The organism is Roseomonas sp. CAU 1739, from assembly GCF_039839775.1.
Classification (GTDB): domain Bacteria; phylum Pseudomonadota; class Alphaproteobacteria; order Acetobacterales; family Acetobacteraceae; genus Neoroseomonas.
Genome location: NZ_JBDOQQ010000001.1, coordinates 632,295 through 657,025, shown reverse-complemented (window position 1 = coordinate 657,025; position 24,731 = coordinate 632,295). Strand labels below are relative to the sequence as shown.

27 protein-coding genes are annotated in these 24,731 nt (G+C 69.4%); 15 read left to right on the top strand and 12 right to left on the bottom strand.

The genetic code is table 11. From position 1 onward, the window contains the following. Positions 1-81: 81 nt before the first annotated feature. Genes AAFN86_RS03145 through AAFN86_RS03135 form a run of 3 tightly spaced genes read right to left on the bottom strand, consistent with a single transcriptional unit; the run spans position 82 to position 3,657 of the window. Positions 82-672, bottom strand: a complete 591-nt coding sequence (locus AAFN86_RS03145; protein WP_347541755.1) for a DUF882 domain-containing protein — start codon at positions 670-672, stop codon at positions 82-84. A gap of 2 nt (positions 673-674) precedes the next feature. Next, a complete protein-coding gene (locus AAFN86_RS03140) occupies positions 675-2,222 on the bottom strand; it encodes a L,D-transpeptidase family protein (protein ID WP_347541754.1) in 1,548 nt (515 codons plus the stop codon). A gap of 58 nt (positions 2,223-2,280) precedes the next feature. After that, positions 2,281-3,657: an NAD(P)/FAD-dependent oxidoreductase gene (locus AAFN86_RS03135; protein ID WP_347541753.1), complete on the bottom strand. Its 1,377-nt coding sequence runs from the start codon at positions 3,655-3,657 to the stop codon at positions 2,281-2,283. A gap of 71 nt (positions 3,658-3,728) precedes the next feature. Between AAFN86_RS03135 and AAFN86_RS03130 the strand changes: the two genes are divergently transcribed. Then, positions 3,729-4,211, top strand: a complete 483-nt coding sequence (locus AAFN86_RS03130; protein ID WP_347541752.1) for a hypothetical protein — start codon at positions 3,729-3,731, stop codon at positions 4,209-4,211. An 11-nt stretch (positions 4,212-4,222) separates the two neighbouring features. Here AAFN86_RS03130 and AAFN86_RS03125 read toward each other — a convergent pair whose 3' ends face one another. The 4 genes from AAFN86_RS03125 to AAFN86_RS03110 are packed head-to-tail and all read right to left on the bottom strand — an operon-like array spanning position 4,223 to position 7,164. Continuing rightward, positions 4,223-4,519, bottom strand: a complete 297-nt coding sequence (locus AAFN86_RS03125; RefSeq protein ID WP_347541751.1) for a (2Fe-2S)-binding protein — start codon at positions 4,517-4,519, stop codon at positions 4,223-4,225. Next, a complete protein-coding gene (locus tag AAFN86_RS03120; RefSeq protein WP_347541750.1) occupies positions 4,500-5,621 on the bottom strand; it encodes an FAD-dependent oxidoreductase in 1,122 nt (373 codons plus the stop codon). Before AAFN86_RS03120 ends, AAFN86_RS03125 begins: the two co-directional genes overlap by 20 nt. Further along, positions 5,618-6,232 carry a glutathione S-transferase family protein gene (locus AAFN86_RS03115; RefSeq protein ID WP_347541749.1) on the bottom strand — a complete coding sequence of 205 codons (615 nt, stop codon included), beginning with the start codon at positions 6,230-6,232 and terminating at the stop codon, positions 5,618-5,620. The genes AAFN86_RS03120 and AAFN86_RS03115 overlap by 4 nt, the downstream gene beginning before the upstream one ends. A gap of 32 nt (positions 6,233-6,264) precedes the next feature. Beyond that, positions 6,265-7,164 carry a LysR substrate-binding domain-containing protein gene (locus tag AAFN86_RS03110; RefSeq protein WP_347541748.1) on the bottom strand — a complete coding sequence of 300 codons (900 nt, stop codon included), beginning with the start codon at positions 7,162-7,164 and terminating at the stop codon, positions 6,265-6,267. A 162-nt stretch (positions 7,165-7,326) separates the two neighbouring features. On the opposite strand from AAFN86_RS03110, the gene AAFN86_RS03105 reads away from it, so the two are divergent. Both AAFN86_RS03105 and AAFN86_RS03100 read left to right on the top strand, forming a co-directional pair. Further along, a complete protein-coding gene (locus AAFN86_RS03105; protein WP_347541747.1) occupies positions 7,327-8,580 on the top strand; it encodes an MFS transporter in 1,254 nt (417 codons plus the stop codon). A 63-nt stretch (positions 8,581-8,643) separates the two neighbouring features. After that, on the top strand, positions 8,644-9,981 hold the full coding sequence (locus tag AAFN86_RS03100; RefSeq protein WP_347541746.1) for an aminotransferase class III-fold pyridoxal phosphate-dependent enzyme: 1,338 nt from the start codon (positions 8,644-8,646) through the stop codon (positions 9,979-9,981). 6 nt (positions 9,982-9,987) lie between these two features. Here AAFN86_RS03100 and AAFN86_RS03095 read toward each other — a convergent pair whose 3' ends face one another. Beyond that, positions 9,988-10,548 carry a DUF4329 domain-containing protein gene (locus AAFN86_RS03095; protein ID WP_347541745.1) on the bottom strand — a complete coding sequence of 187 codons (561 nt, stop codon included), beginning with the start codon at positions 10,546-10,548 and terminating at the stop codon, positions 9,988-9,990. A gap of 17 nt (positions 10,549-10,565) precedes the next feature. Then, positions 10,566-11,402, bottom strand: coding sequence for an SDR family oxidoreductase (locus tag AAFN86_RS03090; protein WP_347541744.1), 837 nt, complete (start codon positions 11,400-11,402; stop codon positions 10,566-10,568). Between the two features lie 23 nt (positions 11,403-11,425). Between AAFN86_RS03090 and AAFN86_RS03085 the strand changes: the two genes are divergently transcribed. The 4 genes from AAFN86_RS03085 to AAFN86_RS03070 all read left to right on the top strand — a co-directional run bounded on the left by AAFN86_RS03085 (position 11,426) and on the right by AAFN86_RS03070 (position 15,615). Then, a complete protein-coding gene (locus AAFN86_RS03085; protein WP_347541743.1) occupies positions 11,426-12,835 on the top strand; it encodes an amidase in 1,410 nt (469 codons plus the stop codon). Positions 12,836-12,854: 19 nt separating this feature from the next. Beyond that, a complete protein-coding gene (locus AAFN86_RS03080; RefSeq protein WP_347541742.1) occupies positions 12,855-13,637 on the top strand; it encodes an enoyl-CoA hydratase in 783 nt (260 codons plus the stop codon). A gap of 5 nt (positions 13,638-13,642) precedes the next feature. Further along, positions 13,643-14,515: an SDR family oxidoreductase gene (locus AAFN86_RS03075; RefSeq protein WP_347541741.1), complete on the top strand. Its 873-nt coding sequence runs from the start codon at positions 13,643-13,645 to the stop codon at positions 14,513-14,515. Positions 14,516-14,589: 74 nt separating this feature from the next. After that, positions 14,590-15,615 carry an amino acid ABC transporter substrate-binding protein gene (locus AAFN86_RS03070; protein ID WP_347541740.1) on the top strand — a complete coding sequence of 342 codons (1,026 nt, stop codon included), beginning with the start codon at positions 14,590-14,592 and terminating at the stop codon, positions 15,613-15,615. Positions 15,616-15,654: 39 nt separating this feature from the next. Here the strand turns inward: AAFN86_RS03070 and AAFN86_RS03065 are convergent, their stop codons facing one another. Next, entirely contained in the window at positions 15,655-16,080 is a 426-nt protein-coding gene (locus tag AAFN86_RS03065) for a nuclear transport factor 2 family protein (RefSeq protein WP_347541739.1), read from the bottom strand. Positions 16,081-16,288: 208 nt separating this feature from the next. Here AAFN86_RS03065 and AAFN86_RS03060 point away from each other — a divergent pair, with 208 nt between their 5' ends. The 4 genes from AAFN86_RS03060 to AAFN86_RS03045 all read left to right on the top strand — a co-directional run bounded on the left by AAFN86_RS03060 (position 16,289) and on the right by AAFN86_RS03045 (position 19,627). Next, entirely contained in the window at positions 16,289-17,401 is a 1,113-nt protein-coding gene (locus tag AAFN86_RS03060) for an LLM class flavin-dependent oxidoreductase (RefSeq protein WP_347541738.1), read from the top strand. Positions 17,402-17,456: 55 nt separating this feature from the next. Further along, on the top strand, positions 17,457-18,605 hold the full coding sequence (locus AAFN86_RS03055) for an iron-containing alcohol dehydrogenase (RefSeq protein WP_347541737.1): 1,149 nt from the start codon (positions 17,457-17,459) through the stop codon (positions 18,603-18,605). Between the two features lie 46 nt (positions 18,606-18,651). Next, positions 18,652-18,921, top strand: coding sequence for a hypothetical protein (locus AAFN86_RS03050; RefSeq protein WP_347541736.1), 270 nt, complete (start codon positions 18,652-18,654; stop codon positions 18,919-18,921). Between the two features lie 172 nt (positions 18,922-19,093). After that, entirely contained in the window at positions 19,094-19,627 is a 534-nt protein-coding gene (locus AAFN86_RS03045) for a hypothetical protein (RefSeq protein ID WP_347541735.1), read from the top strand. A 1-nt stretch (position 19,628) separates the two neighbouring features. On the opposite strand, the gene AAFN86_RS03040 is transcribed toward AAFN86_RS03045, so the two are convergent. Further along, positions 19,629-20,879 (bottom strand): FAD-dependent oxidoreductase, encoded by a 1,251-nt coding sequence (locus tag AAFN86_RS03040; protein ID WP_347541734.1) that lies wholly within the window; start codon positions 20,877-20,879, stop codon positions 19,629-19,631. Between the two features lie 107 nt (positions 20,880-20,986). On the opposite strand from AAFN86_RS03040, the gene AAFN86_RS03035 reads away from it, so the two are divergent. From AAFN86_RS03035 to AAFN86_RS03020, 4 genes are all read left to right on the top strand, one after another. Then, positions 20,987-21,868 carry a TauD/TfdA family dioxygenase gene (locus tag AAFN86_RS03035; protein ID WP_347541733.1) on the top strand — a complete coding sequence of 294 codons (882 nt, stop codon included), beginning with the start codon at positions 20,987-20,989 and terminating at the stop codon, positions 21,866-21,868. Continuing rightward, positions 21,865-22,764, top strand: a complete 900-nt coding sequence (locus tag AAFN86_RS03030) for a fumarylacetoacetate hydrolase family protein (protein ID WP_347541732.1) — start codon at positions 21,865-21,867, stop codon at positions 22,762-22,764. Before AAFN86_RS03035 ends, AAFN86_RS03030 begins: the two co-directional genes overlap by 4 nt. Before the next feature lie 13 nt (positions 22,765-22,777). Continuing rightward, a complete protein-coding gene (locus tag AAFN86_RS03025; RefSeq protein WP_347541731.1) occupies positions 22,778-23,764 on the top strand; it encodes a tripartite tricarboxylate transporter substrate binding protein in 987 nt (328 codons plus the stop codon). 69 nt (positions 23,765-23,833) lie between these two features. After that, the gene (locus tag AAFN86_RS03020; RefSeq protein ID WP_347541730.1) at positions 23,834-24,247 is read left to right on the top strand and encodes a nuclear transport factor 2 family protein; all 414 of its coding nucleotides are present in this window, start codon (positions 23,834-23,836) and stop codon (positions 24,245-24,247) included. Positions 24,248-24,347: 100 nt separating this feature from the next. Here AAFN86_RS03020 and AAFN86_RS03015 read toward each other — a convergent pair whose 3' ends face one another. Further along, positions 24,348-24,725 (bottom strand): nuclear transport factor 2 family protein, encoded by a 378-nt coding sequence (locus tag AAFN86_RS03015; protein WP_347541729.1) that lies wholly within the window; start codon positions 24,723-24,725, stop codon positions 24,348-24,350. Positions 24,726-24,731: the final 6 nt, after the last annotated feature.

The following is a 24,731-nucleotide window of genomic DNA, read 5'->3' as shown; positions in this document are numbered from 1 at the left end:
GGCGGGTTATCCGCCGCCATGCCTTGCCTGCCGATGACACAAGGACGTCAGCCGCGTGACGCTTCGCGGCCGGCGGCCGGTTCACCAACGCCGCGCGGGGCCGCAATCGAGATGCACGAAGCCGTCGCGCCGATACAGCCCGACGCCGCCGATCTGCATGTCGGCCGCGGTGCGGGCGATGCCCATGGATTGCCGCCCCGGCAGGCGCACATCCGCCGCCATGCCGGACATGTGCAGCGAGACGCGGGACACGCGGCGGGATTGCTGCGCGCGCGCCGCATTGGTCTCGGGTGCGCGGTAGCCGCTGATGACCTCGTAGAACTCGTCGGAATTCAGCCGGTCGGCGACGGTGAACAGCACGTCGAACAGGCGCGGGTCCATGGGCGTCGTCTCGTCCATGGACGGATCACGGAACAGCACGTCCAGGCTGCGCAGCGCGTCGCGCTGGTAGCGGCCATCGCGCCAGTAGATGCCCTCATAGGCCTCGCCGGTCTGCACGCGGCGAATGCGGATGCTGCGCGCCCCACCCGCGCCGGCGGTCTGCGCCGCCGCGGCGAAGGGTGCGACAGCGGCTGCGACCAGGCCGCCGAAGCCGGCACGGATCACCTCACGCCGCTTGGCGACGACAGGGTCACAGCAAGGGCAGTCGAAACGGTGGAACAGGCGCGCCACGGTCAGCGGCCCCCTGCCCCGCGTGTCGCCCCCCCTTCCGCGGAAGCGATGCGCTGGCTGGTCGCGCGGTCCAGCGCGCGGGCGTAGTCGGCGTCGAGGCCATAGATGTCAGGGCGCATGATCACTCTGCCTCCATCCACGATCACAGTGGTGTAGTGCAGCCGCACCGGGATCGAGCGTGCGATGGCGACGCTGGTGGTGGCACGGCTGGCCAGTACGCGGTCCGCCCGCGCCCGGTCCCAGCCCGCTGTGCCCGACAGCGCCTCGGAAAGCAACTCCATGGGTCGTTCGAGCCGGATGCAGCCCGAGGAGAAGGCGCGCTGGCCTCGGGTAAACAGGTGCCGGTCCGGCGTATCATGCATGTAGATGTCGTCGCCATTGGGCATCACGAACTTGATGCGGCCAAGCGCATTGCGGTCCCCCGCATCCTGCCGGACGAAGTAGGGGAAGAAGTTGCGGTTGTAGTTGCTGAAATCGACCTGGGTGGCGTCGACCTGGACCACCTCTCCGTCTACGCGCTGGTACAGGCGGTAGCCGGCGGCCTGCATGGCCGCGGGGTCGCGACGGAAGCGCGGCAGCAGGTCCTCACGCGCGTTGCGGTCAGGCGCGCCCCATTGCGGGTTGAACTGCACGGCGGACAGCCGGACGTTCAGCATCGGCGTCTGCCGGTCGCGCCGGCCGACGATCACCGCCATGTCCTGCACCACGCGGCTGCCTTCGAGCAGCTGCAGGCGGAAATGCGGGATGTTCACCTCGATGCGGCGCTCATTCGAACGGGCCGGCTGGGCGCGGCGCATGTCGAGCGCCACGCGCAGCTGCGCCACCTTGGCATCGGCCGGTTGGTTCAGGATGCCCCAGGTGATGGCGCCGACGCGGCCATCGGTCTCCAGCCCTTCGGAGTCCTGGTAGCGCCGCACCGCGTCCAGCAATGCGGCGTCATAGACCGGGCTGGTCAGGTCGGTCACCGCCGGGTCGGTCGCCGCCAAGCGGGCGCGCAGCTGCGGCACGCGGGCGGCGTCGGTGGTGCCGGGTTCCAGCGTGCGCTGCACGTCGCCGGTGATGCGCGGCCAGCCACCAGCGGCGACAATCGCCCGGTAGCGCGCGAGTTCCGCCTTGATCGGCCGGGCGTCGGGCGAAAGATCGGCGGCGCGATCGACCAATTGGGCGGGCTCAGCCGCGGCGCCGAGTTCGGCGGACCAGTCCGCGAGGTTCACCGAGGACTGATCGCGCCGCAGGTCAACGCGGCCGCGCAAGCCGTTGACGCGGCCGAGCAGCAGGTCGGACAGCGCCAACTGCGCCGCGCGCAGCGTCTCCGCCCGGAAGCGGGCCGGGTCGGCGGCGGCGAGGTCGGCCGCCGGCACGCCGTAATGGCGCGGGTCGAGGCCGTCCTCCTCAAGCCGGGCAAGCCGCTGCGCCAGGCGCTCGATCGCGGCCTGGGACGCGTTCGCGGTGGACAGGACCGTGCTCTCGGCGCCCACGGCCAGGGCCGGGGTGGCAGGCAGGGCGAAGGCGGACGCTGCAAGCAGCGGCAGGACGAGGAGAGCGCGCATGGCCCACGGGTAGCGCCCCGCAGCGCGAAAGCCAACAAACCGATGCGGTTGCAACGATTTATTCCGGCCGCTGTTGCACCGATTCCGCAGTGGCGGCGAGCATGCCGACGCTGAGCGGCTTGTAGGGTGCGCGCGGGCGGAGCGGCGGCACGGCCTCCGGCGACAGGCCGCGCACCTCGGCGATCAGGGCGGCGACGGTGGGTGCGCACAGCCGGCCCTGGCAGGGACCCATGCCGCAGCGGAGATAGGCCTTGAGCTGGTTCGGCCCGGTCGCGCCGAGCCGCGCGGCGGCGCGCACGGCGCCGGCAGTCACTTCCTCGCAGCGGCAGGCGATAGTGGCGTCGGGCGGGGTCAGCAGATCCGGCGATGGGGCGTAGAGCGCATCGAGGAAGGGGCGCAGGGCGAGCGCTGCCGCGCGCGCCGCGAGCGGGGCGGCGGCCTTGGCGCCGAAGGCGTCCTCGCTGAGCGCACCAAGGCGGCGGGCGGCATCGAGCCCCGCGAGGCGCCCGGCCGCGACGGCCGCTTCCCAGCCGCCGATGCCCGCGCCATCGCCGGCCACGGCGACACGGCCGAGCGTGGTGGCGCCGAAGGCATCCACCACCGGTCGCCAGCAGCCTTCCGCCGCATCCCAGGCGTGGTCGAGCCCGATGGCGCGGGAAATCTGCGTCGCCGGGATAACGCCTTCATGCAGCAGCAGGGTGTCGCAGGGGGCCGAGCCACCGTCCCAGACGACGCGTTCAACCTGATCGGTGCCTTCGGCGCGCAGGCCGCGCACGCCATGCACGACGCGGATGCCGTGGCGGCGGGCCTCGGCCATCAGCGCGAGACCCTTGGCCAGCAGCTTGCGGCCAGCCCACAGGCCACCGCCCGCGCGTGCCAGCGCCGCGGCGATGCTGGTCCGCCGCGTCTCCAGAACCAAGGGCGGCGCGCCGGCGCGGGCGAGCTGCACCGCCAGCAACCAGACCAGCGGCCCCTGCCCGGCCAGCACGATCTGGCCGGACGGTACGGCGCCGGTGGATTTCAACAGGATCTGCGCGGCACCCGCGGCCATCACGCCGGGCAGCGTCCAGCCGGGGATCGGCACCGGGCGTTCCTGCGCGCCGGTGGCGAGCAGGACGCGCCGCGCGGTGACGGTCTCCGCCTGCCCGGCGGCGGACAGGCTGAGCACGCCCTCCTCCGGGTCGAGGTGCCACAGCGTTGTGCCTGGCCGGTGGTCGGCGCCGCTGGCCCGGAAGGCCGCGATCAGCGGCAGACCCGGCAGCAGGTCGGGCCCCACGGCGGGATCGGGCACCGCGGCCTCGGCGGCGCGGAACACCTGGCCGCCGGGGGCGGCATTCTCGTCGGCGACCAGCACGGACAGGCCCTGGGCACAGGCCTCGATGGCGGCGGCCATGCCGGCGGGGCCGGCGCCGATGATGGCGAGGTCGACGGTCATGCGCGGTTGTGCATTGCACGCGGCGTGGTCGCCATGCAGGCTGCCGTCACGCTGCCGGAACGCACATCGCCATGATCTTCGACGTCACGACCCTGGTCGGTTTCCATACCGTCGTCAGCCTCATCGCGCTGGTCGCGGGGTTGGTGATGGTGATCGGCATGCTCGGTGGACAGGCGATGCCGGCGCTGACCGCGCTGTTCCTGGCGACGGCGATCATCACTTCCGTGACGGGATTCCTGTTCCCGGTCGATCGGGTGCTGCCCTCGCATATCTTCGGCGTGGTGTCGTTGCTGGCCCTGGGTGCAGCGATCGTCGCGCGCTACATCCATGGCTATGCGGGCAAGTGGCGCATCACCTACGTGCTGTGCGTGGTGCTGGCGACCTACCTGGATGCCTTCGTGGCGGTGGTGCAGGTCTTCCTGAAGATCCCCGCAGCGCATGAACTGGCGCCGACCCAGGGCGAGCCACCCTTTGCCGCCGCGCAGGGGATGCTGCTGCTGGCCTTCATCCTGCTGGCGATCCTGGCGAGCAGGCGGTTCCGCCCGCTGGGCTGAAACGCGCGCCGTCATGGCCGTGCCGCCCGCGCGCCGTGCTGGCGGGCGATGCGCATGCCGGGTGCGACCGTGACCATGCAGGCCTGTCGGTTGGCGATGCCGTCGATCTCGGCGAGGCAATCGAAGCACACGCCCATCAGGCAGAGCGGGCCGCGCCTGCTGCCGGTGACCGCCGTCTCGCGGATCGCGGCATGGCCGGCGATCAGCACGGCGGCGGCGGCGGATGCACCTTCTGGCACCATGACCGGGGTGCCTTCCACCAGCACCTCGACGGTGGCGGGGCGGGCGTCAGGCCGCGTTCTGAACATCGAAGCGCTTTGCTGAGAAGGGGTCGAGGACGGGATCCAGGCTGCCGGCCGCGATCATCGGCGCGAGCACCCGCGCATGCGCGCCGGCAAGCGTCACGCCGGAATGACAATTGGCGGTGAAGGCACCGGGGAAGCGGTCGGACTGGTCGTAGATCGGCAGGCCGTCGGGGGCCATGACGCGCAGCGCCGACCAGGCGCGCACGATGTTCAGATCCGCGATCCAGGGGAAGCAGCGCACCGCGCGCTCGGCAATCTTCGCCATGATCGGCGGCTGCTGGGTGAGGTCGAAGCCGGCTTCCTCGTTGCTTTCGCCGAGCATGATGCTGCCCTCGCCGGTCTGCCGGATGCTGGTCATCGGCAAGGGCAGGATGGTCTGCGCGCGTTCGGTGACCAGCACCTGTCCCTTCTGCGGGCGAACGGGCGCGTTCAGGCCAAACAAGGGTGCGAGATCGGCGTTGCCGAGGCCGGCTGCCAGCACGATGCGCGGCGCGGCGAAGGTGCCGGCGGCGGTTTCGACACGGAAGTCGTTCGGCGCGGCGGTGGCAGTCGTCACCTTGGCGTTCGGGACATAGGTGCCGCCGGCCTCGGTGAAGACGCGATGCAGCGATTGCAGCAGGGCGAGCGGGCTGACATGGCCGTCATAGGGCGTGAAGCAGCCGCCGACGACGGAGGGGCCGAGGCCGGGCAGCATGTCGCGCAATTCGTCGGCGCGGATCATGCGGTAGTCGAAGCCGAAATTGCCGGCCTCGGCGCGCATCTGCTCCATGCGGCGGGTGCGGTCCTCGAAATCCTCCTCGGACAGGCAGAGGCTGATGCCGCCGGGCTGCTGCAGGGACAGGTTGATCCCGGTGCGCGCGGTGAGGTCCTGCGCCAGTTCGGGCCATTGCGCGGCGGAATTGCGCGTCCAGCGCTGGTACCAGGGTGCGCCGAGGCCCTTCGACTGCACCCAGACCAGGCCGAAATTGCCGCGGCTGGCACGGAAGGCGATGTCGCCTTCATCAAGTAGCACGGTGTCCAGCCCCTGCCCGCGCAGACCATGGGCGATCGCGGCACCCACCAGGCCGCCGCCGATGACGATGGCATCGCTGCTGCGCGCGGTCATGCGGCGATCCGCCGCGGCAGGGTGACCATGCCCGGCAGCGCCGCGACCCGCGCAACCCAGGCCGCGACGCCGGGCCAACGCGACAGGTCGAAGCCGCCTTCATCCGCGACATGGGTGTAGGCGAACAGCGCGAGGTCCGCGATGGTCGGCCCCGCATCGGTCAGCCAGTCATGCGCGGCGAGGCGGTGTTCCATGGCGTCCAGCGCCTTGGCGCCGGCTTCGTCGCAACGCGCCAGGCGATCGGCGTTCTGCGCCGCCGTGCCGAGATAGGCGCGGATGTTGCGGGCCACGGCGATGTAGGGCTCGTGGCTGTACTGCTCGAAGAACAGCCACTCCATCACGCGCGTGCGCGGCAGGCCGGGTGGCGGCAGCCAGGGCGTGCCTTCCGCGACATGCGCCAGGATAGCATTGGATTCGACCAGCACCGTGCCGTCGTCGAGTTCCAGCACCGGCACCTTGCCAAACGGGTTGCGGCGGAGGAATTCGGGCCGGCGCGTCTCGCCACCATTGGTGTCGATTTCCACCCAGCGGAAGGGTTGCCCGGTGAAACGCAGGATCTGCGCCACCTTCCAGCAATTGCCGGACGGCGCCATGCCATAGACGGTTGCCATGGCGCGAGCCTAGTCCCGCTTCGGCGTCGGCGTCATCCCTCCTCCCCCGCCTGCTGGCGGATGCGGCGGATAAGTGCGCGCGTCGCCGGCGCGGCTTCCCCGCGACGGAAAGCAGCGACGATGTCGGCGAGGATCGGCGCGCCGCGCAGCGGGCGATAGGTCACACCCGGCAACGCAAGCGTCCGGCACAGGCTTTCCGGCACCACCGCGACGCCGAGCCCGAGTGCCACCAGCGTCGCGACCGCGATCAGGTCACGCCCGCGATGGGCGAGGCGCGGCGCGAATCCGCCGCGCTGCGCGACCGCCATGGTGTGGTGGTGGAAGCTGGTCCCGGCTTCCTGGTCGGGGATGATGAAGGCTTCGCCGGTGAGCGAGGCGGCGGCGATGCTCTCCTCGGCGATCAGCGCATGGTCGGGCGGCAGGGCGATGAAGACCGGTTCGCGGCGCAGGCGCGCGGTGACGATCCCGGGCGGCGTGACCACCGGGGCGCGGACGAAGGCGATGTCGAGCCGGCCTTCGGCCAATGCGTCGATCTGCGGGGCGGATTCCATTTCATGGAGATGGAGTTCCACCTCGGGATGTTCGCGGCGCCAGGCGGCGACGGCCTGGGCCAGCACGCCCGACAGCGCGGCGGAACCGGCGAAGCCGATCTCGATGATGCCGCGGGCGCCGCGCCCGGCCAGGCGCGCGACCTGTTCGGCGCGGTCGAGTTGCGCCAGCGCCGGGCGCAGTTCCTCGAGGAACAGGCGGCCGGCGTCACTCAGCGCGACGGATCGCTTGGACCGCACGAACAGCCGCGCGCCGAGGCGGCGTTCCAGCTCCTGCACCTGCTCGGTCAGGGAGGGCGGCGAGATGCCGAGGGATTCGGCCGCGCGCGCGAAATGCAACGTTTCGGCAACGGCGAGAAAAGCGCGGAGAAGGCGGAGTTCCATGGCGGCAGCGTATCGCGATCATTCGGTGGCGCCGAATATTTTTGCGCCGCAGCATGAATGACTCGGTCACTAATCCTGACCTAGTTTAAGGCAGACGGCCGAAGCGTCCGCCAGAATTGCCCAGGGAAACGGCGTCCAGCCCATTTAAGGATCAGTCGTGCCATGAGCAGTACCGTCGCCGGTTCCATCACCCTGCCCGCGCCCTCCGCCGGGACGACCCCCTATATCGAGAGCGGCTCACCGGATTTCCTGCGCACGGCCATCGCGCTGTTCTGCGCGGGACTGGCGACCTTTACCCTGCTGTACTGCGCACAGCCGATGCTGCCGGTCTTCTCGCGGGATTTCGGCATCAGCGCGGCAACCGCCAGCCTCGCCATCTCGCTGCCGTCGATCGCGCTGGCCTTCGGCACGCTGGTGGCGAGCGCGCTGTCGGAGAGCTTCGGGCGCAAGCCGCTCATGGTGGGATCGGTCTTCGCCTCGGCGGGGCTGACCTTCGTCTCGGCGCTGGCGCCGAACTGGGAGGTGTTCCTGCTGCTGCGCACGCTGCAGGGCCTGGCGCTGGCCGGTCTGCCGGCGGCAGCGATCGCCTATCTGGCGGAGGAAGTGCATCCGCGTTCGATCGGCCTGGCGACGGGGCTTTACATCAGCGGCAATGCGCTCGGCGGCATGGCCGGTCGGGTCGGTGCCGGCGTGCTGACCGAATTCGTCTCCTGGCATGTCGCCATGGCCGGCATGGGCCTGCTGGGGCTGGCGACGGCGGTGGTCTTCGTGATGGCGCTGCGGCCGTCGCGCCACTTCCGGCCGCGCACGCTGCGGCTCGGCAGCCTGGCCCAAGGGTTCGTCACGCATCTGCGCGAGCCCGGGTTGCGCATGCTGTTCCTCGAAGGCGTGCTGCTGATGGGCGGCTTCGTGACCATGTACAACTACATCGGCTACCGGCTGGTTTCGCCGGAGATCGGCCTTTCGCCGGGCGTCGCGGGAATGGTCTATTCGGTCTATCTCGTCGGCATCGTCGCTTCGGCCACCATCGGGTCGCTGGCGGACCGGCTGGGCCGCGCACGCATCTTCTGGATGAACATCGTCGTGATCCTGGCGGGGCTCGGCGTGTCGCTGCTGGATTCGGTGACAGGGGCGGTGCTGGGGCTCGCGCTGCTGACGCTCGGTTTCTTCGGGGCGCATGCCATCGCCAATGCCTGGGTCGGGCGGCGGGCGCTGCAGGCCAAGGCGCAGGCGGCCTCGCTGTACCTGTTCGCCTGCTATGGCGGGTCGGGCGTGCTGGGGACGGTCGGCGGCTGGGTGATGGCGGGTTGGGGCTGGAACGGCGTGATCGCGATGATCGCGGCCTGCATGGTCTCGGCTCTCGGCATCGGGCTGTGGTTGTCACGGCTGAAGCCGCTGGCGCAGCCGGTGGCCTGATGCTCGGTTGACGGCCGACCCGGCAGGGGCGAGCCTTCCGGCCCTCGCCTGCCGGAGATTGCCATGAGCCCGCTCGATGCCCCGCGTGACCCGCGCAACAGCGACCTGGAAGCCGCGTTGATCGAGGCGCGCGAGGCCTATTCGAACGCCCGTCCGCGCAGCGCCGAGATCCATGCCAAGGCGCGCGAGGTGATGCCCGGCGGGAACACCCGCACCGTGCTGTTCTACACCCCCTTCCCCACCGCCATGGTGCGCGGCGAGGGCGCGCGGCTGTGGGATGCGGATGGGCGCGAGTATCTTGACCTCTGCGGCGAATACACCGCCGGGCTGTTCGGCCATTCCGAGCAGCGCATCATTGCCGCGGTCGCCGCCGCGATGGCCAAGGGCATCAACCTCGCCGCTGTGGGCGAGAACGAGGGCAAGCTGGCCGCGATCATCTGCCGGCGCTTCCCTTCGGTCGAACAGGTGCGCTTCACCAATTCCGGCACGGAGGCCAACATCATGGCTCTGGCCGGCGCGCGCGGCTTCACCGGGCGCACCGAGATCCTCGCCTTCCGCGGCGGCTACCATGGCGGCGTCTTCACCTTCCCGGTCGGCGTGCCGACCTCCCCGGTGAACCTGCCCATCCCGATGCGCTTCGCCGACTACAACGACGCGGCGGGCGCGGCGGCGGCGATCCGCGAGGCGGGCGACAAGCTTGCGGCGGTGATCGTCGAGCCGATGCAGGGGTCGGGCGGCTGCATTCCGGCGACGCGCGAATTCCTCCAGGCACTGCGCGACACGACGAAGGAGACCGGCGCGCTGCTGATCTTCGACGAGGTCATGACGTCCCGCCATGCCTTCGGCGGATTGCAGGCGCGGCTGGGCATAACGCCGGACATGACCACCTTCGGCAAGTACATGGCGGGCGGCATGTCCTTCGGCGCCTTCGGCGGGCGCGCCGATGTCATGGCCATGTTCGACGGCCACCGGCCAGGCGCGATGCCGCATGCCGGCACCTTCAACAACAACGTGCTGTCGATGGCCGCCGGCAATGTCGCGATGGGCGAGATCTTCGACGAGGCCGCCGCCGAGGCGCTGTTCGCCCGTGGCGAGGCGCTGCGCGACGCCTGCAACGCCGCCTGCGCGAAGCATGGCCTGGCGATGCACTTCACCGGCGTTGGATCCATGCTGAATCCGCATTTCCGGCCCGGCCCGATCACCGCCCCCTACAAGGCGACGCCGGTCGAGGAACAGCAGCGCGAACTGTTCTTCTTCGACATGCTTGGCGCCGGCGTCTATCTGGCGCGGCGCGGCATGGTCGCACTGATGCTGCCGGTCACCGATGCGGATTGCGCCCGCTTCGTCGCGGCGGTCGAGGAATTCTGCGCGGCGCGCAAGCCCGTGCTGACGCCGGCCTGACCGTTCCTACCAGTGCAGCCCGCCCTCGGGCTGCACATACGCCTTGGCGTGCCGCGTATCGATCGACGCCTTCGGCACGTTGAGGATCTTGCCCCAGCTGCCCGGACCGTCCGGCTCGATATGCCCGGTCACGGGGTCCGCATCCGGCGACGGCGACGGGTCGAAGCGCCACATCGCGCCGTCCATCGTGCAGACATAGCCAGGGATCTGCCGCGAGGTTGAGATGGCGTAGTCGCCGCCTTCGAACTTATCCCATTCGAAGTGCCAGCCATTCATCTCGGTGAGCGGATGGGTGTGGTACCAGGCGAGCGGCTTCAGCGTCGGCGGCAGGCCGAGGTTGATCTTGTCCTGCCCGATATAGACCGTGTTGGCCGAGCTTTCCGCACTGACCGGCCCGGTGGCGCGGATCTGGCCCGAGGCGGTGTCGAGGTAGATGACGCCGCCGAATTCCTTCTGCTCCTTCACCGACCAGGCGATGATGTGGCGCAGCAGGAAGATCGCCGCAGTCTCGACACGGATGCCTTCCCTGGTGGTCGCCTTGGGTTGCAGCAATTCAGCATCGGCCATGGCAGGACCTCGACTGTTCAGCGCCCGCCGCCCACCGGCAGGCATGCTCCGGTGATATATGACGCGGCGTCGGAGGCGAGGAAAAGAATCGCTTCACACACTTCGTCGGCCTGGCCGGGGCGGCCGAGCGGCACGCCGGGCGACAGCCGCGCCAGCCGGTCGGGCTGACCTGATGCGGCATGGATCTCGGTTTCGATCAGGCCGGGATTGACGGCGTTGACGCGGATGCCCTCGGCGGCGACCTCACGCGACAGGCCGATGGTCAGCGTATCGATCGCACCCTTGCTGGCGGCGTAGTGGATCCATTCGCCACCGCCGCCGATCTCCGAGGCGCGGGAGGAGACATTGACGATCACGCCACCCTTCCCACCGCGCCTGGTGGACATGCGACGCACCGCCTCCCGGCAATGCAGCACGACACCGAAGACGTTCGGCGCGAAGACGGCGGTCCATTCCTCCAGCGTCGTGTCGGCGAGCAGGCGCTTGGGCCCGGTGATGCCGGCATTGTTCACCAGCACGTCGATGCGGCCGAACACCTCATCGGCACGGTTGAAGGCGGCGAGGATGTCGCTCTCCGTCCCGGCATCGCCCTGCATCAGCACGACGCGCGCACCTTCGGCCTCGCAGGCGCGCGCCGTCGCCTCGGCGCGATCGATGGCGGTGCGATAGGTCAGCATCAGGTCATAGCCGCGCTTGGCCGCGAGCAGCGCTGTCGCTGCGCCGATGCCGCGCGAACCGCCCGTCACCATCATCACCTGCCGTGTCATAGCGTTCTCCTCCTCATGCTTGCCGGCATTGTCGCGGAAGCGCGCGCGGCTGTCAGCCTTGCCGGCGCGCCGCATGCGGGCGAGCATCGCCGCAACCGAGGAGATGCCGCATGGACATGCCCGCCCCGCAATCCTATTCGCCGGAAACCTTCCGCCCGCTGACCTTCCACGACGCGGTGCCGCGCTTCCTGACCGGCGACGATACGCCGCGCGCCTATCTGGAACGCTGCCTGGAGACCATTGCGGCGCTGGAGCCGCAGGTGATGGCCTTCGCGCACCTGAACGAGGACGGCGCGCGCGAAGCCGCCGATGCGTCCACCGCGCGCCATCGTGGCGGCGTGCCGCTCTCCCCGATCGACGGCATGCCCATCGGCATCAAGGACCTGCTTGAGACGCGCGACATGCCCACCGAGATGGGCAGCGCCTTCTACAAGGGAAACCGGCCGGGGCGTGATTCCGCGCTGGTGCAGGCGCTGCGCGCGGCGGGCGCGGTGATCGTCGGCAAGACCGTCACCACCGAATTGGGCATGTCGCATCCGGGGCCGACGCGCCATCCCTTCGACCTGCGACGCACGCCGGGCGGGTCGTCGTCCGGATCAGGCGCGGTGATCAGCGCGCGGATGCTGCCTGTCGCGATCGGCACACAGGTGCTGGGCAGCGTGATCCGCCCGGCCTCCTTCAACGCCAACTGGGCGCTGAAGCCGACGCAGGGCGCGCTCAATCGCGGGGAACGGCAGGGCTTCAGCCAATCGACGGTCGGCATCCATGCCGGCTGCGCCGAGGACATGTGGTCCGTCGCAGTCGAGATCGCCAAGCGCGTCGGCGGCGACCCCGGCGCGCCGGGGCTGTATTTCACCGGGGAGGCGCCACCGCCTGCATTCAAGCCGCGCCGTCTCGCCGTGCTGGAGACGGAGGGCTGGCCGCTCGCGGAAGCGGGCGCGCTGGCGGCCTTCGACAAGGCGCTGGACGCGCTGCGCGCGCAGGGTGTGGCGATCATCCGCCGCGCCGACCATCCTCTGCTGGAGGCGCTGGAGCAGCGCGTGATGGGCGCGATGGGGCTGGCGACGGATGTCTGCGCCTATGAAAGCGCCTGGTCGGTCGCCAACATGATGGCGAAGAACCCGGATGCGCTGTCGGACAGCCTCAAGGCGCGCTTCGAGCTCGGCTGTTCGGTGACGCTGCCGCAATACCGCATGCGACTGCTGCAGCGCGAAGAGATGCGCCGCGCCCAGGCCGCGCTCGCCGGCGAGGTCGATGCCTTCATCGGCCTGCCGGCCTGTGGGCCGGCGCCGCTGCCGGGCGATACCGGCGGATCGACCAACCGCATCCTGCACACCACCGGCAACCCCATCATGAACACGGCCAGTTCCGGCCTTGGCTGCCCGGTGGTGACGGTGCCGCGCATGTCGGTGGAGGGGATGCCCCTTGGCATCGCCATCACCACCCAGCCGCACCAGGATGAACGCGCCACCGCGATTGCACGCTGGATCGCGGAGGCCGTTCCGCCGATCATGGCGTGAAGACCAGAGGGAGGACACCATGACCGAGATCGTCGTCACCGATGCCGATGGGCTGCGCACCATCCGCATCGACCGCCCCGACAAGAAGAACGCCCTGACGCGCGCCATGTATGCCGCGATGGGCGAGGCGCTGCGCGAGGCGGCGACCTCGCCGGCGGTGCGCGCGGTGTTCATCACCGGCGGGGCGGCGTGCTTCACTTCCGGCAACGACGTCGCCGACTTCAAGGCACGCGGCGACCAGCAGGCGGATGTGCCCTCCCCGGCGCGGGAATTCCTCGCCGCCCTGCGCGCCTGCCCGAAGCCGGTCGTGGCAGCCGTGGCGGGTTATGCGATCGGCATCGGCACGACGCTGCTGCTGCATTGCGACTTCGTCTATGCGGCCGACACCGCGGTATTCCGAATGCCTTTCGTCGATCTGGGCCTGTGCCCGGAAGGCGGATCGTCGCTGGTCGTGCCGCAGCGCGGCGGGCAGTTGCTGGCCAATGAATTGCTGATGCTGGCCGAGGCCTTCACCCCGGAGACGGCGGTGCGCGCCGGCATCGCCAATGCCGTGGTGCAACTGACCGAGTTGTTCCCCTTCGCCGAGGGCATCGCGCGCAAGCTCGCCGCCAAGCCGCCGGCGGCCTTGGCGACGACCAAGCGCCTGCTGCGCCAGGCCGAGGAAGCCCGCCTGTCCGCTCATATGACCGAGGAATTCGCGCAGTTCAGCGCCCTGCTGCGCGGGCCCGAGGCCGCCGAGGCCGTCGCCGCCTTCCAGGAGAAGCGCAAGCCGGACTTCACCCGCTTCCTCGCCGCGGAGTAGGTGCGATGTTCCGCGAGGATCTGTTCGCCGGCGCCCGCGTGCTGGTGACCGGCGGCGGCACCGGCCTGGGGCGGATGATGGCGGAACGCCTGCTGGCGCTGGGTGCATCCGTTGAAGTCTGGGGACGGCGCGGCGAGGTGGTGCAGGCCACCGCCGACGCCATGAACGCGCGGTATCCCGGCAGGGCGGCCGCCCGCGCCGTGGACATCAAGGACCCCGAGGCGATCGAGGCCGCCATCGCCGCGATGTGGGCGGAAGGCCGGCCGGCGACGCATCTGATCAACAACGCCGCCGGCAACTTCATCAGCCGGACGGAGGATCTGTCCTCCCGCGCCTTCCACGCCATCGCCGACATCGTCTTCCACGGCACCTTCCAGGTGACGCAGGCGTTGGGAAAACGCTGGATCAAGGACGGCACCGGCGGCGCGGTGGTGTCGATCATCGTGACCTGGGTGCGCACCGGCGCGCCCTTCGTTGTGCCGTCCGCCATGTCCAAGGCGGGGATCGATGCGATGACCAAGTCGATCGCCGTGGAATGGGGGCGGCACGGCATCCGGCTGAATGCGATCGCGCCCGGGACCATCCCGACAGAGGGGATGTTCGCGCGGCTGCGTCCGGGGGAGAACAATCCGGAGGAGCGGTTGGCGAAGGCGAACCCGATGCGGCGCATCGGCACGCCGCAGGATATCGGCGACCTCGCCGCCTTCCTGTTGAGTCCGATCTGGATCAATGGGGAGACCATCGCGCTCGATGGCGGCGGATGGCTGACGGGGGGTGGCGGCTTCCAGGACTATCTTGCATGGGGCGATGCGGAGTGGGAGGAAGCACGCGCGCGGATCAAGGCGCGCAACGAGGCGGACAAGACCAAGCGCGGATAGCCTGGGCTCGCGCTGGCCCGCTTTGGTGCAGTCATGACTTTCGACGCAGTCACGCGGCACGAAAAGGAACGAACATGAAAATCACGGGCTGGATGGCGGCAGTCGCCGCCGGATTGGGAATGGCATTCGGCGGGCCGGCCATGGCCGGCGCCACGCTCGACGGCGTGAAGAGCCGTGGCGTGCTCGCCTGCGGCGTCAATGTCGGCGTCGCCGGCTTCTCCCTGCCTGACAGCCAGGGCGTCTGGCGCGGCATGGATGCCGATCTGTGCCGCGCCGTCGCGGCAGCCGTGCTGGGCGACCCCAACAAGGTCCGCTTCGTGCCGCTGACCGCGGTGCAGCGCTTCACCGCGCTGCAATCGGGCGAGATCGACGTGCTGATCCGCCAGACCACGCTGTCCATGTCGCGCGACACCACGCTTGGCCTGCGGCTGACCATCGCCAACCTGTATGACGGCCATGGCTTCATGGTGCGGCGGGACGCGAATATCCGCGACCCGAAGGAAATGGACGGCATGACGATCTGCCTGTCCCCGGGCACGACCAACGAGCTGGTGACGACCGACTGGTTCCGCACCAACAACCTCCGCTTCACCCCGGTGCTGCAGGAACGGATGCAGGACAATGCGGTGTCGCTCCAGGCGGGTCGCTGCGACGCGATCGGCACGGATGCGACGCAGCTCGCTGCCCTGCGCAGCCAGTTCACCCGGCCTGATGACTTCGTGATCCTGCCGCAGCGCTTCTCGAAGGAGCCCTACGGCCCCGTCGTGCGGCGCGACGACCAGGAATGGTTCGACGTGATCCGCTGGACGATCTCCGCGCTGATCAATGCCGAGGAACTCGGCGTGACCAGCCAGAATGCCGAGGAGCTGCGCCGCACCAGCACCAATCCGGAAATCCGCCGCCTGCTGGGCGTGGATCCGCTGCTGGGCAATGCGCTGAAGCTCGATACCAATTGGGCCTACAACGCGATCCGCGCGATCGGGAACTATGGCGAGCTGTTCAACCGCACGATCGGCCCCGACACTCCGATCGGGCTGGAGCGCGGGCTGAACCGGCTGTGGACCGATGGCGGGCTGATGTACGCCTGGCCGATGCGCTGAGCCGGTGGGACGGGCGCCGCGCGCGCCCGTCCCACGCCGTCACAGCCGATAGGCCTGGCGTGCCAGCAGCAGCCAGTTGCTGCCCGGCTTCTGCCAGACCTGCAGGACCCCGATCCGCACCGGGCTGACCTGCCCCTGGGGATTCACCGTCTCGCCGACAAACAGGTGGCGGACGATCGCGCTGTTGCCGGCCAGACCTATCGTCTGCTCGCTCAATTCGATCCGCCGGAACATGCTGGAACGGGACATGATGTTGTCCACGAATTGCTGGCGGTTCTCGATCCGCCCGGCCGAATGGCCGTAACTCAATTGCTCGGCGGTGACCGCGAGCAGCTTGTCGCGATCCACATCCAGCATGGCCTTGGTCAGCGCCTCCACGGCGCCGGCCACCGCGGCCTGCTCCTGCGCTGCCGCTTCTCCAGCGATAAGGGTGACGCCGGCCAGAATGGCCGCGCCGGCAAGCACGTCGCGACGATGTCCTGATGGCATGATTCATTTCCTCCACTGTCTTGAACCCGACATGGCGTTCTGATGCGCCAAGCTACGGTAGCGGCAGGTGCCTGCACCGTCGACGGGTGGTGCCCAACACTTTTTCGCTTTTCCGTTGCACCCCATGGCGAGCAGTCCGATCATCCCGTGCAACCCGGAGCAACCGGAGCGGAGGAAGCAAACGATGGAATTCGGCTATTTCGCCATGCCGTCCCATCCGCCTGAGCGCGGCCTGAAGGCCGGCCACGACTGGGACCTGCAGGTCCTGCGCTGGCTGGACGAGATGGGCTACACCGAGGCCTGGATCGGCGAGCACCACACCGCGCCCTGGGAACCGCATCCCGCCCCCGACCTGCTGGTGGCGCAGGCGCTGATGCAGACCAAGCGGCTGCGCATCGGCCCGGGCGGCTTCCTGCTGCCCTATCACCATCCGGCGGAACTCGCGAACCGTGTTGCGATGCTCGACCATCTCTCGGAAGGTCGGCTCAATTTCGGCATTGCCGCATCGGGCCTACCGTCCGACTGGGCGATGTTCAACGTCGATGGCATGTCAGGGCAGAACCGCGACATGACGCGCGAGGCGCTCGACATCATCCTGCGCATGTGGTCCGAGGACGGGCCCTGGCACCATGACGGCAAGTATTGGAAGGTCGACAAGCCGGATACGATGTTCGGCTTCCTGAAGCCGCACATCAAACCGTTCCAGGCGCCGCATCCGCCGATCGGCGTGGCTGGATTGTCAAAGAATTCCGACACGCTGAAACTCGCCGGCGAGAAGGGCTTCCTGCCGCTCTCGCTCAACCTCAACCCGGCCTATGTCGCCTCCCACTGGGACAGCGTAGAGATCGGCGCGAAGAAGTCCGGCCGCACGCCCTGGCGCGGCGACTGGCGCCTGGTGCGCGAGATCTTCGTCGCCGAGACCGACGAGGAAGCCTGGCGGCTGTCCGTCGGATCGCATATGGGCCGGATGATGGGGGAATACTTCCTGCAACTGCTCGCGCAGTTCGGCTTCAAGGACTACCTGAAGCACGACCCGTCGGTGCCGGATTCCGACGTCACCGTGGAATACTGCGCGCACCACAACTGGATCGTCGGCGGCCCGAAGACGGTCGCCGAGAAGATCGAGCGCATCTACAACGAGGTCGGTGGCTTCGGGCAGCTTCTCGTCTTCGGCTTCGACTATGTCGAGAACCCGGAGGCGTGGAAGACCTCGCTCGGCCTGCTGCAATCCGAGGTGGCGCCAAAGCTGCGGCATCTGGTGCCGCCGCGCACGGCGTCGCTGGCCGCGGCGCAATAGATTGTCCGGCGGCGACCATCGCCGCATTCTCCCCCTCGGGGATCGGGAGGAAGCGATGGCCGCGCATCTGCATCAATGGCCAGCCCAGGGCCGCGTCTATCACGACACCGCGTTGGCCGAGGCGCTGCCGCGCGAGATTGCCGACGCCGCACGCGTCGTGCTTGTCACCACGCGCTCGCTGGCCGGCGGCGCGCTGGTCGCCGCGGCCAAGGCGGCGATCGGCGGGCGGCTTGCCGGCTTCTTCTCCGCCATGCGCGCGCACAGCCCGGTCGAGGACGTGCTGGCCCTGGCGACGCTGCTGCGCGAGCAGGAAGCCGATCTGGTCGTCGCCCTCGGCGGCGGGTCGGTGATCGACGGGTCGAAGGTGGCGTGCCTTGCGGTGTGGCGCGGCATCGCCGATGCCGGGTCGCTGATCGGCGCGGCGGCATCGCGTGGGGCGGCACCGGCATTCTGGGATGGGGCCGCGCCTACGCCACGCATCGTCGCGGTGCCGACCACGCTCTCGGCCGCGGAATTCGCGCCGAATGCGGGCTACACGGATATCGCGGCGGGGCGGAAGTATCGTGCGCTCGATCCGTGGATGGTGCCGCGCGCGGTGGTGCTGGACCCGGCCGCGACGATGGAGACACCGGCGGAGCTATACCTGTCCTCCGGCATCCGTGCGCTCGATCATGCGGCGGAACGCTGGTGCTCCACGCGGCCCCTGCCCTTCTCCGATGCGGTGTCGCGCGAAGCGATGGTGATGCTGGCGGACAACCTGCCGCGAGTGAAGCGGCATCCGGATGACCTCGCCGCGCGGGGCGCCTGCCAGCAGGCGGCCTGGCTGTCGGTGATGGGGGGCTGGGCCGGCGTGCCGGTGGGGGCCAGCCATGGGCTCGGCTACATCCTGGGGGCCGCGCGTGGCGTTCCGCATGGCATCACATCCTGCCTGATGCTGCATGCGGTGATGCGCTGGAACGCGCCGGTGAACGAAGCGCGGCAGCGTGAACTCGCGCACATCTTCGGCGGGGAGGAAGCCGGGCCGGCGATCGAGGCCTTCGTGCGCGGCCTGGGGCTGCCGACGCGGCTGTCGCAGCAGGGCATCACGGCCGCGGAGATACACGGCCTGGCCGCGCGCTGGACCGGGGATGCGCCGATCGCGACCAACCCAAGGCCGATCACCGGGCCTGCCGACCTCGAGGCCATTCTGCATCTGGCAGCGTGACCATCACCCTGTATCGTTGCGAGCGAAACGACGGAGATGGCCGACGATGCATATGGTGCTTGTGATGCTGGGCGGAGTGTTGCTGCTCAGCGTGTTCCTGCTGTTCGGCTGGCTGTGGGGCCATGGGTTGGCAGGCTCGGCGACCGGCGCGCAGGCCTTCGTGGCTACCTGGCTGCTGGTCGCCATCGTGAACATGTGGGTGGGCGTCACACGCGCCGGCTACACGGTGATGCAGGAACTGCCGATCCTGCTGGTGAACTTCGCGGTGCCGGCCGCCATCGCGGTGCTGGTGGCCTGGCAATTGCCGCGCGGGTGAAGTGCGAACCCCGCCACCGGATTGCGGCCTTGTCGTGAACTGCGAGCGGGAAAGCGCGATCGCACCCTGACCAGCGGCCGCCCGTGCGATGCGATCTGCTTCACAGCGCCACGGCGCGTTTCGCTGCATGGTCATGCCCCATGCGGGCTACCCGCCCTGAAAGGCAGCGCACATGACCGCCATGACCAGCTTCACGGACACGCACAGCCGCACCTACCGGATGTACCGGCAGAAGACGCAGGTCACCTGCGGGCCGGCCTGCTGCCTGATCATGTGGGCGAATGTGCACGGCGCGGACCCGATCGCCGATGAAGGCGGGGTGATCGCGCTGTCCAAGGCCTATCCCAAACCGTGGAATCCCTCGAGCGGCGCCGAGATCGGCAACCTGTCGGCCGTGCTCCGCAGCATGGCGGTGCCGAACGCGTTGGAGACCTTCTCCACGACGGGCGATCTACGCGCCGCGCTCCATCGCCGCGTGCACGCCGGCAAGCCGGCCCTTGCCTTCGCGGAGTGGGAGGTGGATGCGACGGTCGTCGGTCATTTCGTCGTGGTCGGCTATGCCGATGCGCGGGCCGATCAATGGACGATCCTCGACCCGATGAACGGAGCGCAGGAAACCACGGGCATCCCCGCCTATTATCCGGTCACCGACGATGCCGATCCGCCGGTGCTGCGATTCACCGGCGCGGTCGCTTTCGCGCTGTAGGTCAGAACCGCTCGGCGGCGAACGGCGCGAAGTCGAAATTCGGCTTCTCGCCAGCGATCGCCGCGCCAATCAGCGCCCCGGTCGGCGCCGATCCGGTCAGGCCGAGATGGCCGTGGCCAAAGGCGCACCAGATGCCGTCCCAGGTCTTGAGCGGCCCCAGCACGGGCACGCTGTCCGGCAGGCAGGGGCGATGGCCCATCCAGGTCGTCGCGCCATAGGTCTGCACGTCGGGGAAGACAGCGCGCAGGTCGTTCAGCAGCAGTTGCGCGCGGGCCTCATTCGGCGGGGCGTCGAGGCCGGCGATCTCGACCGAGCCGGCGACGCGCAGGCCGTCCTCCATTGGTGAGATGAAGACCTTGCGGTCAGCCGGCGACAGCACTCGCCCCACCGTCACGCCGGAATCCGGCAGCATCATGTGGTAGCCGCGCTGGGTCTCCAGCGGCACCTTGATGCCGAGCGGTGCGAGCAGGCGCGCCGACCAGGCTCCGGCGGCGAGCACGACCTGGTCGGCGGGGATCAGACCTTCATCCGTCACCACCCCCGCGGCGCGGCGGCCATCGAGGCGGATGGCGCGCACCTCCACCTCGCGGATCTCGCCACCCAGGCGGCGCACGCCGGCGGCGACGACCTCCGTCAGCCGCGCGGGATTCACGCAGGACCCGTGGTCCGGCAGCAGGATGGCGCGGGTATAGGCCGGCGCGATCGCGGGTTCGAGCGCGGCGAGCGCGGCGCGGTCCAGCATCTCCATCCGCAGCCCGTGGCGGCGGCGCAGGTCCAGCGAGGCGGCATCCTTCGCCATCTGCGCATCGTCGCGATACAGGTACATCTGCCCGGCCTCGCGGATCAGGTCGGTCGCACCCTCGGCGAGCAGGATTTCCTTGTGACGTTCGAGCGTGCCGAAGAACAGAGCGCCGAGCGCATTGGCCGCCGCCTCGACCTGCGAGGTCCGGGCCGAGGCGACGAAGCGCAGCAGCCAGGGTGCCGCGCGCAGCCAGTAGCGCAGCGGAATGTGCAGCGCGCCCGCGGGGTCCATCATCATCTTCGGCACCTGGCGCAGCACGCCGGGCATGGCGAGCGGTGCGACCGAGCCATGGCTGATCGCCCCCGCATTGCCCGATGACGCCGCATGCGCCTTTCGCGCATCCAGCACGATGGGCCGCAGCCCGCGCTTCGCCAGGTGCCAGGCCACGCAGAGGCCGACGATGCCGCCGCCGATCACGACGATCCGCGGCTTGTCCGATGAGTCTTCCATGGACGCCATGCTGCCCCGTCACGCCGCGGCGCGAAAGACGGCCCCGCGTTGACGGGGGGCACCGGCCCATCGCACCCTTCCGTCCAATCAAGACGAGGAACGTTCCGATGCGGATCACCCCGAACAATGCCGGGCTGGGGGCGCGCGTGGAGGGGATCGACCTTTCGCGGACCCTGTCAGCCGAGGATTTCAGGACGGTGTTGCGCGCCCTCGGGCAATACGGCGTGCTGTGCTTCCCGGGACAGGAGCTGGATGCGGCGGCGCTGTCGGCCTTCGGCAGCCGCTTTGGCACGCTGGAAGTCAACGTCGCCAACCTGTTCCATGCCGACGGGCACCCCGAGGTGATGCATCTGTCCAACATGAAGGACGCCGCGGGTAAGCCGATCGGCCTGTCCGATGCCGGCCAGGGCTGGCACACGGACATGTCCTATTCGAAGGAGATCGCGCTGGCCAATGTGCTGCACGCCAAGCGCGTGCCGCGGCGCGACGGGCGGGCGATCGGCTGCACGCAGTTCCGCAACATGCATGCGGCCTATGACGATTTACCGGCCGAGGTGAGGAGCCGCATCGAGGGCCGCACCGCGATCCATGACTTCGCCAAGTTCTGGGACATGATGCGCATCCGCCCGGGTTCGATCCGCGGGCCGCTGACGCCGGAACAGCGCGCGAAAAAGCCGCCGGTCTCGCAGCCGATGGTCCGGCTGCATCCGATCACCGGGCGGAAGGTCCTCTACTGCAATTCCGGCTACGCGATGTTTGTCGAGGGCATGGATCGCGCGGAAAGCGACGCGCTGCTCGACTATCTGTTCCGCCACCAGGCGCAGGAGAAGTTCTTCTACGAGCACGAATGGGACGAAGGCGACGTGCTGATGTGGGACAATATCGGCACGCTGCACAATGCGGTCGCCGATTACGGGCCGGATGAGCCCCGCTTCATCCTGCGCGTGCAGGTGATGGCCGACCTCGACTACGCGGCGCTCGCGGCATGAGGCTTGTCACCATCGAGGGCCCTGCGCTGGGCGGGCTGGTCGGCGATGACGTCGTCGCATTGCGCCCGGCGCTGTCCGCCGCCATGCGCGCGGGTGGCGAGGCCGACACCGCCGCGGCCGTCATCCCAGACGACATGGTCGCGCTGATCGCCGATGAAGCCGCGATGGTCGCCGCCGGCCGCGCGCTGGCCTTCTCCGCGCGGGCGGAGAATGCGGTGCTGCGCGTGCCGGTCGCGTCCATGCGCCTGCTGGCGCCCTTGAAGCCGGGGAAGATCCTGGGTGTCGGGCGCAACTATGGCGATCATGCGAAGGAGGTCAGCGGGCCGAAGCTGGAGCTGCCGCGCATCTTCATGAAGCCGAGCTCGTCGGTCGTCGGGCCTGGTGCGGCGGTCCGAATCCCGCCGGCGGTGAGGAAGCCGGATTGGGAGGTGGAACTCGCCGTCGTCATCGGCCGCCGCGCGCGCAACGTCAGCGAGGGCGTCGCGCTGGATCATGTCGCCGGCTACACCGTGCTCGACGACATCAGTGCGCGCGAATTCCAGTTCGACGTGCCGCTCGCCATGACATCCTTCGCCAAGGGCATGGACGGCTTCTGCCCGATGGGGCCGTGCATCGCCACCGCCGATGAGGTCGGTGAGCCCTGGGCGCTCGACCTGCGCTGTTGGCTGAATGATGAGGAAGTGCAGCATGGCAACACGCGGGACCTGATCTTCCCCGTGGCCACGCTGATCGCCTTCCTGTCACGCTACATGACGCTGGAACCGGGCGACGTGATCGCCACCGGCACGCCGGCCGGCGTCGGGCATTTCTGCGATCCGCCACGCTATCTGAAGCCGGGTGACCGGCTGCGGATGGAGGTCGAGCGAGTCGGCGTCCTCGAACACAGCATCGCATAACAGGGAGACGAACATGATCCGAAGGACGCTGATCGGCGCCGCCATGGCGCTGGCCGCGCTGCCGGCCCTCGCGCAGCCGCGCGCGCCGGGCACCGAGTATCCGAACCGGCCGGTGCGCGTCGTCGTCGCCCTCGCGCCGGGCGGCAATGCCGACATCAATGCGCGGCTGGTGGCGACCGCGCTGTCGCAGCGGCTCGGCCAGCAATTCGTGGTGGAGAACCGTCCGTCCGGCGGCGGCACCGTCGCCTTCGAGACCGTCGCGCAGACACCACCCGACGGCTACACGCTGCTGGTCGGCGCGCTGGGGTCGCACACGCTGAATGTCGGGCTGTATGGCGACCGGCTGCGGGTACATCCGCTGACCGGGGTGGATCACGTCACCATCTCCAGCCATTCGGCCATCGTGCTTGTCGTGAACAACGACTTTCCGGTGCGGACGCTGGCGGAGTTCCGGTCTCGCCTGGCGGAGAATCCCGGGCGTTTCGACTTCGGCTCCTCCGGCAATGGGACGACGGGTCACATCGCCGCGGCGTTGATGCTGCACCTGATGGGGGTGCAGGCGCAGCACGTGCCGTATCGCGGATCCGCCGCCGCGTTCCAGGACCTGCTGGCCGGGCGCGTCGCGTTCCAGGCGGACACCATCTCCTTCGTGACCGAGCCGATCCGCACCGGCCAGGTGCGCGGGCTGGTGATCGCCACGCCCGAACGGTCACCGATGATCCCGGACGTGCCGACCTCGGCCGAAGCGGGCCTACCCGGCTTCCAGGCGACCACCTGGACGCCGTGGTCGACCACGCTCGGCACTCCGATGGTGATCCGCCAGTTCCTCTATGAGCAGATCGCCGAGGTGCTGAAGCAGCCGGATGTCCGCGACCGGCTGATCGCCTTGGGCAACACCATCCCCGATGGCATGACGCCGGACGCGACGCGCGCCTTCATCGCCGCCGAGATCGAGAAATGGGTGCCGATCGTCCGGGCCTCCGGCGCCAGGGTCGATTGAACGATTGCGCTTGATCCATCCGGCCCTGGCAGCCGATCTTCCGGCATCAGAACGACGGAGGATCGTGCCATGGCCGAGGATCTCACTGCGCGCAATCGCGCCCGCGTGGACGCGCTTTACGCCGCCTACCTCGCCGGCGACATGGCCTCCGTGATCGGGGCGATGGCCGAGGATGTACGCTGGGTGTCGGGCGAGGACACCGCCAGTGCGCCCTGGTCCGGCGAACGCATCGGGCGGGAGGGCGTTCAGGCCTATTTCGCGGCGCTGGCCGCGGAGTGTCGCATCCTCGACTATCGGATCGGGCAAATCATCGTCGATGGTGACTGGGCCGCCGTCACCGCGACGGTGCGTGCCCGCTTCCATCGCAGCGGCATGGAGCAGGAACTCGACAAGGTCGATGTGCTGCGCCTGCGCGACGGCCAGGTGGCGGAGTTCCGCGAATACTACGACACCAGCGCCATCGCGGTGGCCTGCGCCGTCTAGGCCGCCTCGCCCTCGACTGCACCCAGCCAAGCCGCTCCAATGCTCCGTCCATGCGAGCATCGTCCAGCGCCTGGCTGAAGCCAGTCAGACGCGACCTGATCTAGTCGCGCACATCCGTGCGGAACACCTTGCTGACGATCTTCCAACCTTCCGCCGTCTTCAGGAACACCAGGTAGTCGGTGAAGAAGCGCGGCGGGATCTGGCAGGCGACCTTGGCCATCGCCGTCTCCGGCCCGGACTGGTCGAGCATGAGGACCTGGTCCTCCCGCGCGAGGCCCTTCGCCTTGGGGCTCGGGCGGTTGCGCACCCAGTCGAACCACTGCTCGCGCGGCAGGTCCTGCACAACGCCGTCCTTGTCGGAATAAAGGTGCGCGCAGGGGTGGAAGGCGGCGGCGAGCTTGTCCGCGTCGCCTTCGTGCAGGCCGTCGAAATAGGTCTGCAGAACGGCCTCGATCGCGGCGATGTCGCTGGCTGGCATGGGGGT

Bases quoted from the DNA above. Each gene is read 5' to 3' on its own strand.
- AAFN86_RS03025 (WP_347541731.1), top strand. From the start codon at position 22,778: ATGATCCGAAGGACGCTGATCGGCGCCGCCATGGCGCTGGCCGCGCTG.
- AAFN86_RS03095 (WP_347541745.1), bottom strand. From the start codon at position 10,548: ATGGCCGATGCTGAATTGCTGCAACCCAAGGCGACCACCAGGGAAGGC.
- AAFN86_RS03075 (WP_347541741.1), top strand. From the start codon at position 13,643: ATGTTCCGCGAGGATCTGTTCGCCGGCGCCCGCGTGCTGGTGACCGGC.
- AAFN86_RS03120 (WP_347541750.1), bottom strand. From the start codon at position 5,621: ATGACCGCGCGCAGCAGCGATGCCATCGTCATCGGCGGCGGCCTGGTG.
- AAFN86_RS03040 (WP_347541734.1), bottom strand. From the start codon at position 20,879: ATGGAAGACTCATCGGACAAGCCGCGGATCGTCGTGATCGGCGGCGGC.
- AAFN86_RS03045 (WP_347541735.1), top strand. From the start codon at position 19,094: ATGACCGCCATGACCAGCTTCACGGACACGCACAGCCGCACCTACCGG.
- AAFN86_RS03030 (WP_347541732.1), top strand. From the start codon at position 21,865: ATGAGGCTTGTCACCATCGAGGGCCCTGCGCTGGGCGGGCTGGTCGGC.
- AAFN86_RS03060 (WP_347541738.1), top strand. From the start codon at position 16,289: ATGGAATTCGGCTATTTCGCCATGCCGTCCCATCCGCCTGAGCGCGGC.
- AAFN86_RS03015 (WP_347541729.1), bottom strand. From the start codon at position 24,725: ATGCCAGCCAGCGACATCGCCGCGATCGAGGCCGTTCTGCAGACCTAT.
- AAFN86_RS03135 (WP_347541753.1), bottom strand. From the start codon at position 3,657: ATGACCGTCGACCTCGCCATCATCGGCGCCGGCCCCGCCGGCATGGCC.
- AAFN86_RS03020 (WP_347541730.1), top strand. From the start codon at position 23,834: ATGGCCGAGGATCTCACTGCGCGCAATCGCGCCCGCGTGGACGCGCTT.
- AAFN86_RS03050 (WP_347541736.1), top strand. From the start codon at position 18,652: ATGCATATGGTGCTTGTGATGCTGGGCGGAGTGTTGCTGCTCAGCGTG.
- AAFN86_RS03100 (WP_347541746.1), top strand. From the start codon at position 8,644: ATGAGCCCGCTCGATGCCCCGCGTGACCCGCGCAACAGCGACCTGGAA.
- AAFN86_RS03055 (WP_347541737.1), top strand. From the start codon at position 17,457: ATGGCCGCGCATCTGCATCAATGGCCAGCCCAGGGCCGCGTCTATCAC.
- AAFN86_RS03130 (WP_347541752.1), top strand. From the start codon at position 3,729: ATGATCTTCGACGTCACGACCCTGGTCGGTTTCCATACCGTCGTCAGC.
- AAFN86_RS03125 (WP_347541751.1), bottom strand. From the start codon at position 4,519: ATGTTCAGAACGCGGCCTGACGCCCGCCCCGCCACCGTCGAGGTGCTG.
- AAFN86_RS03035 (WP_347541733.1), top strand. From the start codon at position 20,987: ATGCGGATCACCCCGAACAATGCCGGGCTGGGGGCGCGCGTGGAGGGG.
- AAFN86_RS03110 (WP_347541748.1), bottom strand. From the start codon at position 7,164: ATGGAACTCCGCCTTCTCCGCGCTTTTCTCGCCGTTGCCGAAACGTTG.
- AAFN86_RS03140 (WP_347541754.1), bottom strand. From the start codon at position 2,222: ATGCGCGCTCTCCTCGTCCTGCCGCTGCTTGCAGCGTCCGCCTTCGCC.
- AAFN86_RS03105 (WP_347541747.1), top strand. From the start codon at position 7,327: ATGAGCAGTACCGTCGCCGGTTCCATCACCCTGCCCGCGCCCTCCGCC.
- AAFN86_RS03085 (WP_347541743.1), top strand. From the start codon at position 11,426: ATGGACATGCCCGCCCCGCAATCCTATTCGCCGGAAACCTTCCGCCCG.
- AAFN86_RS03080 (WP_347541742.1), top strand. From the start codon at position 12,855: ATGACCGAGATCGTCGTCACCGATGCCGATGGGCTGCGCACCATCCGC.
- AAFN86_RS03115 (WP_347541749.1), bottom strand. From the start codon at position 6,232: ATGGCAACCGTCTATGGCATGGCGCCGTCCGGCAATTGCTGGAAGGTG.
- AAFN86_RS03090 (WP_347541744.1), bottom strand. From the start codon at position 11,402: ATGCTCGCCCGCATGCGGCGCGCCGGCAAGGCTGACAGCCGCGCGCGC.
- AAFN86_RS03070 (WP_347541740.1), top strand. From the start codon at position 14,590: ATGAAAATCACGGGCTGGATGGCGGCAGTCGCCGCCGGATTGGGAATG.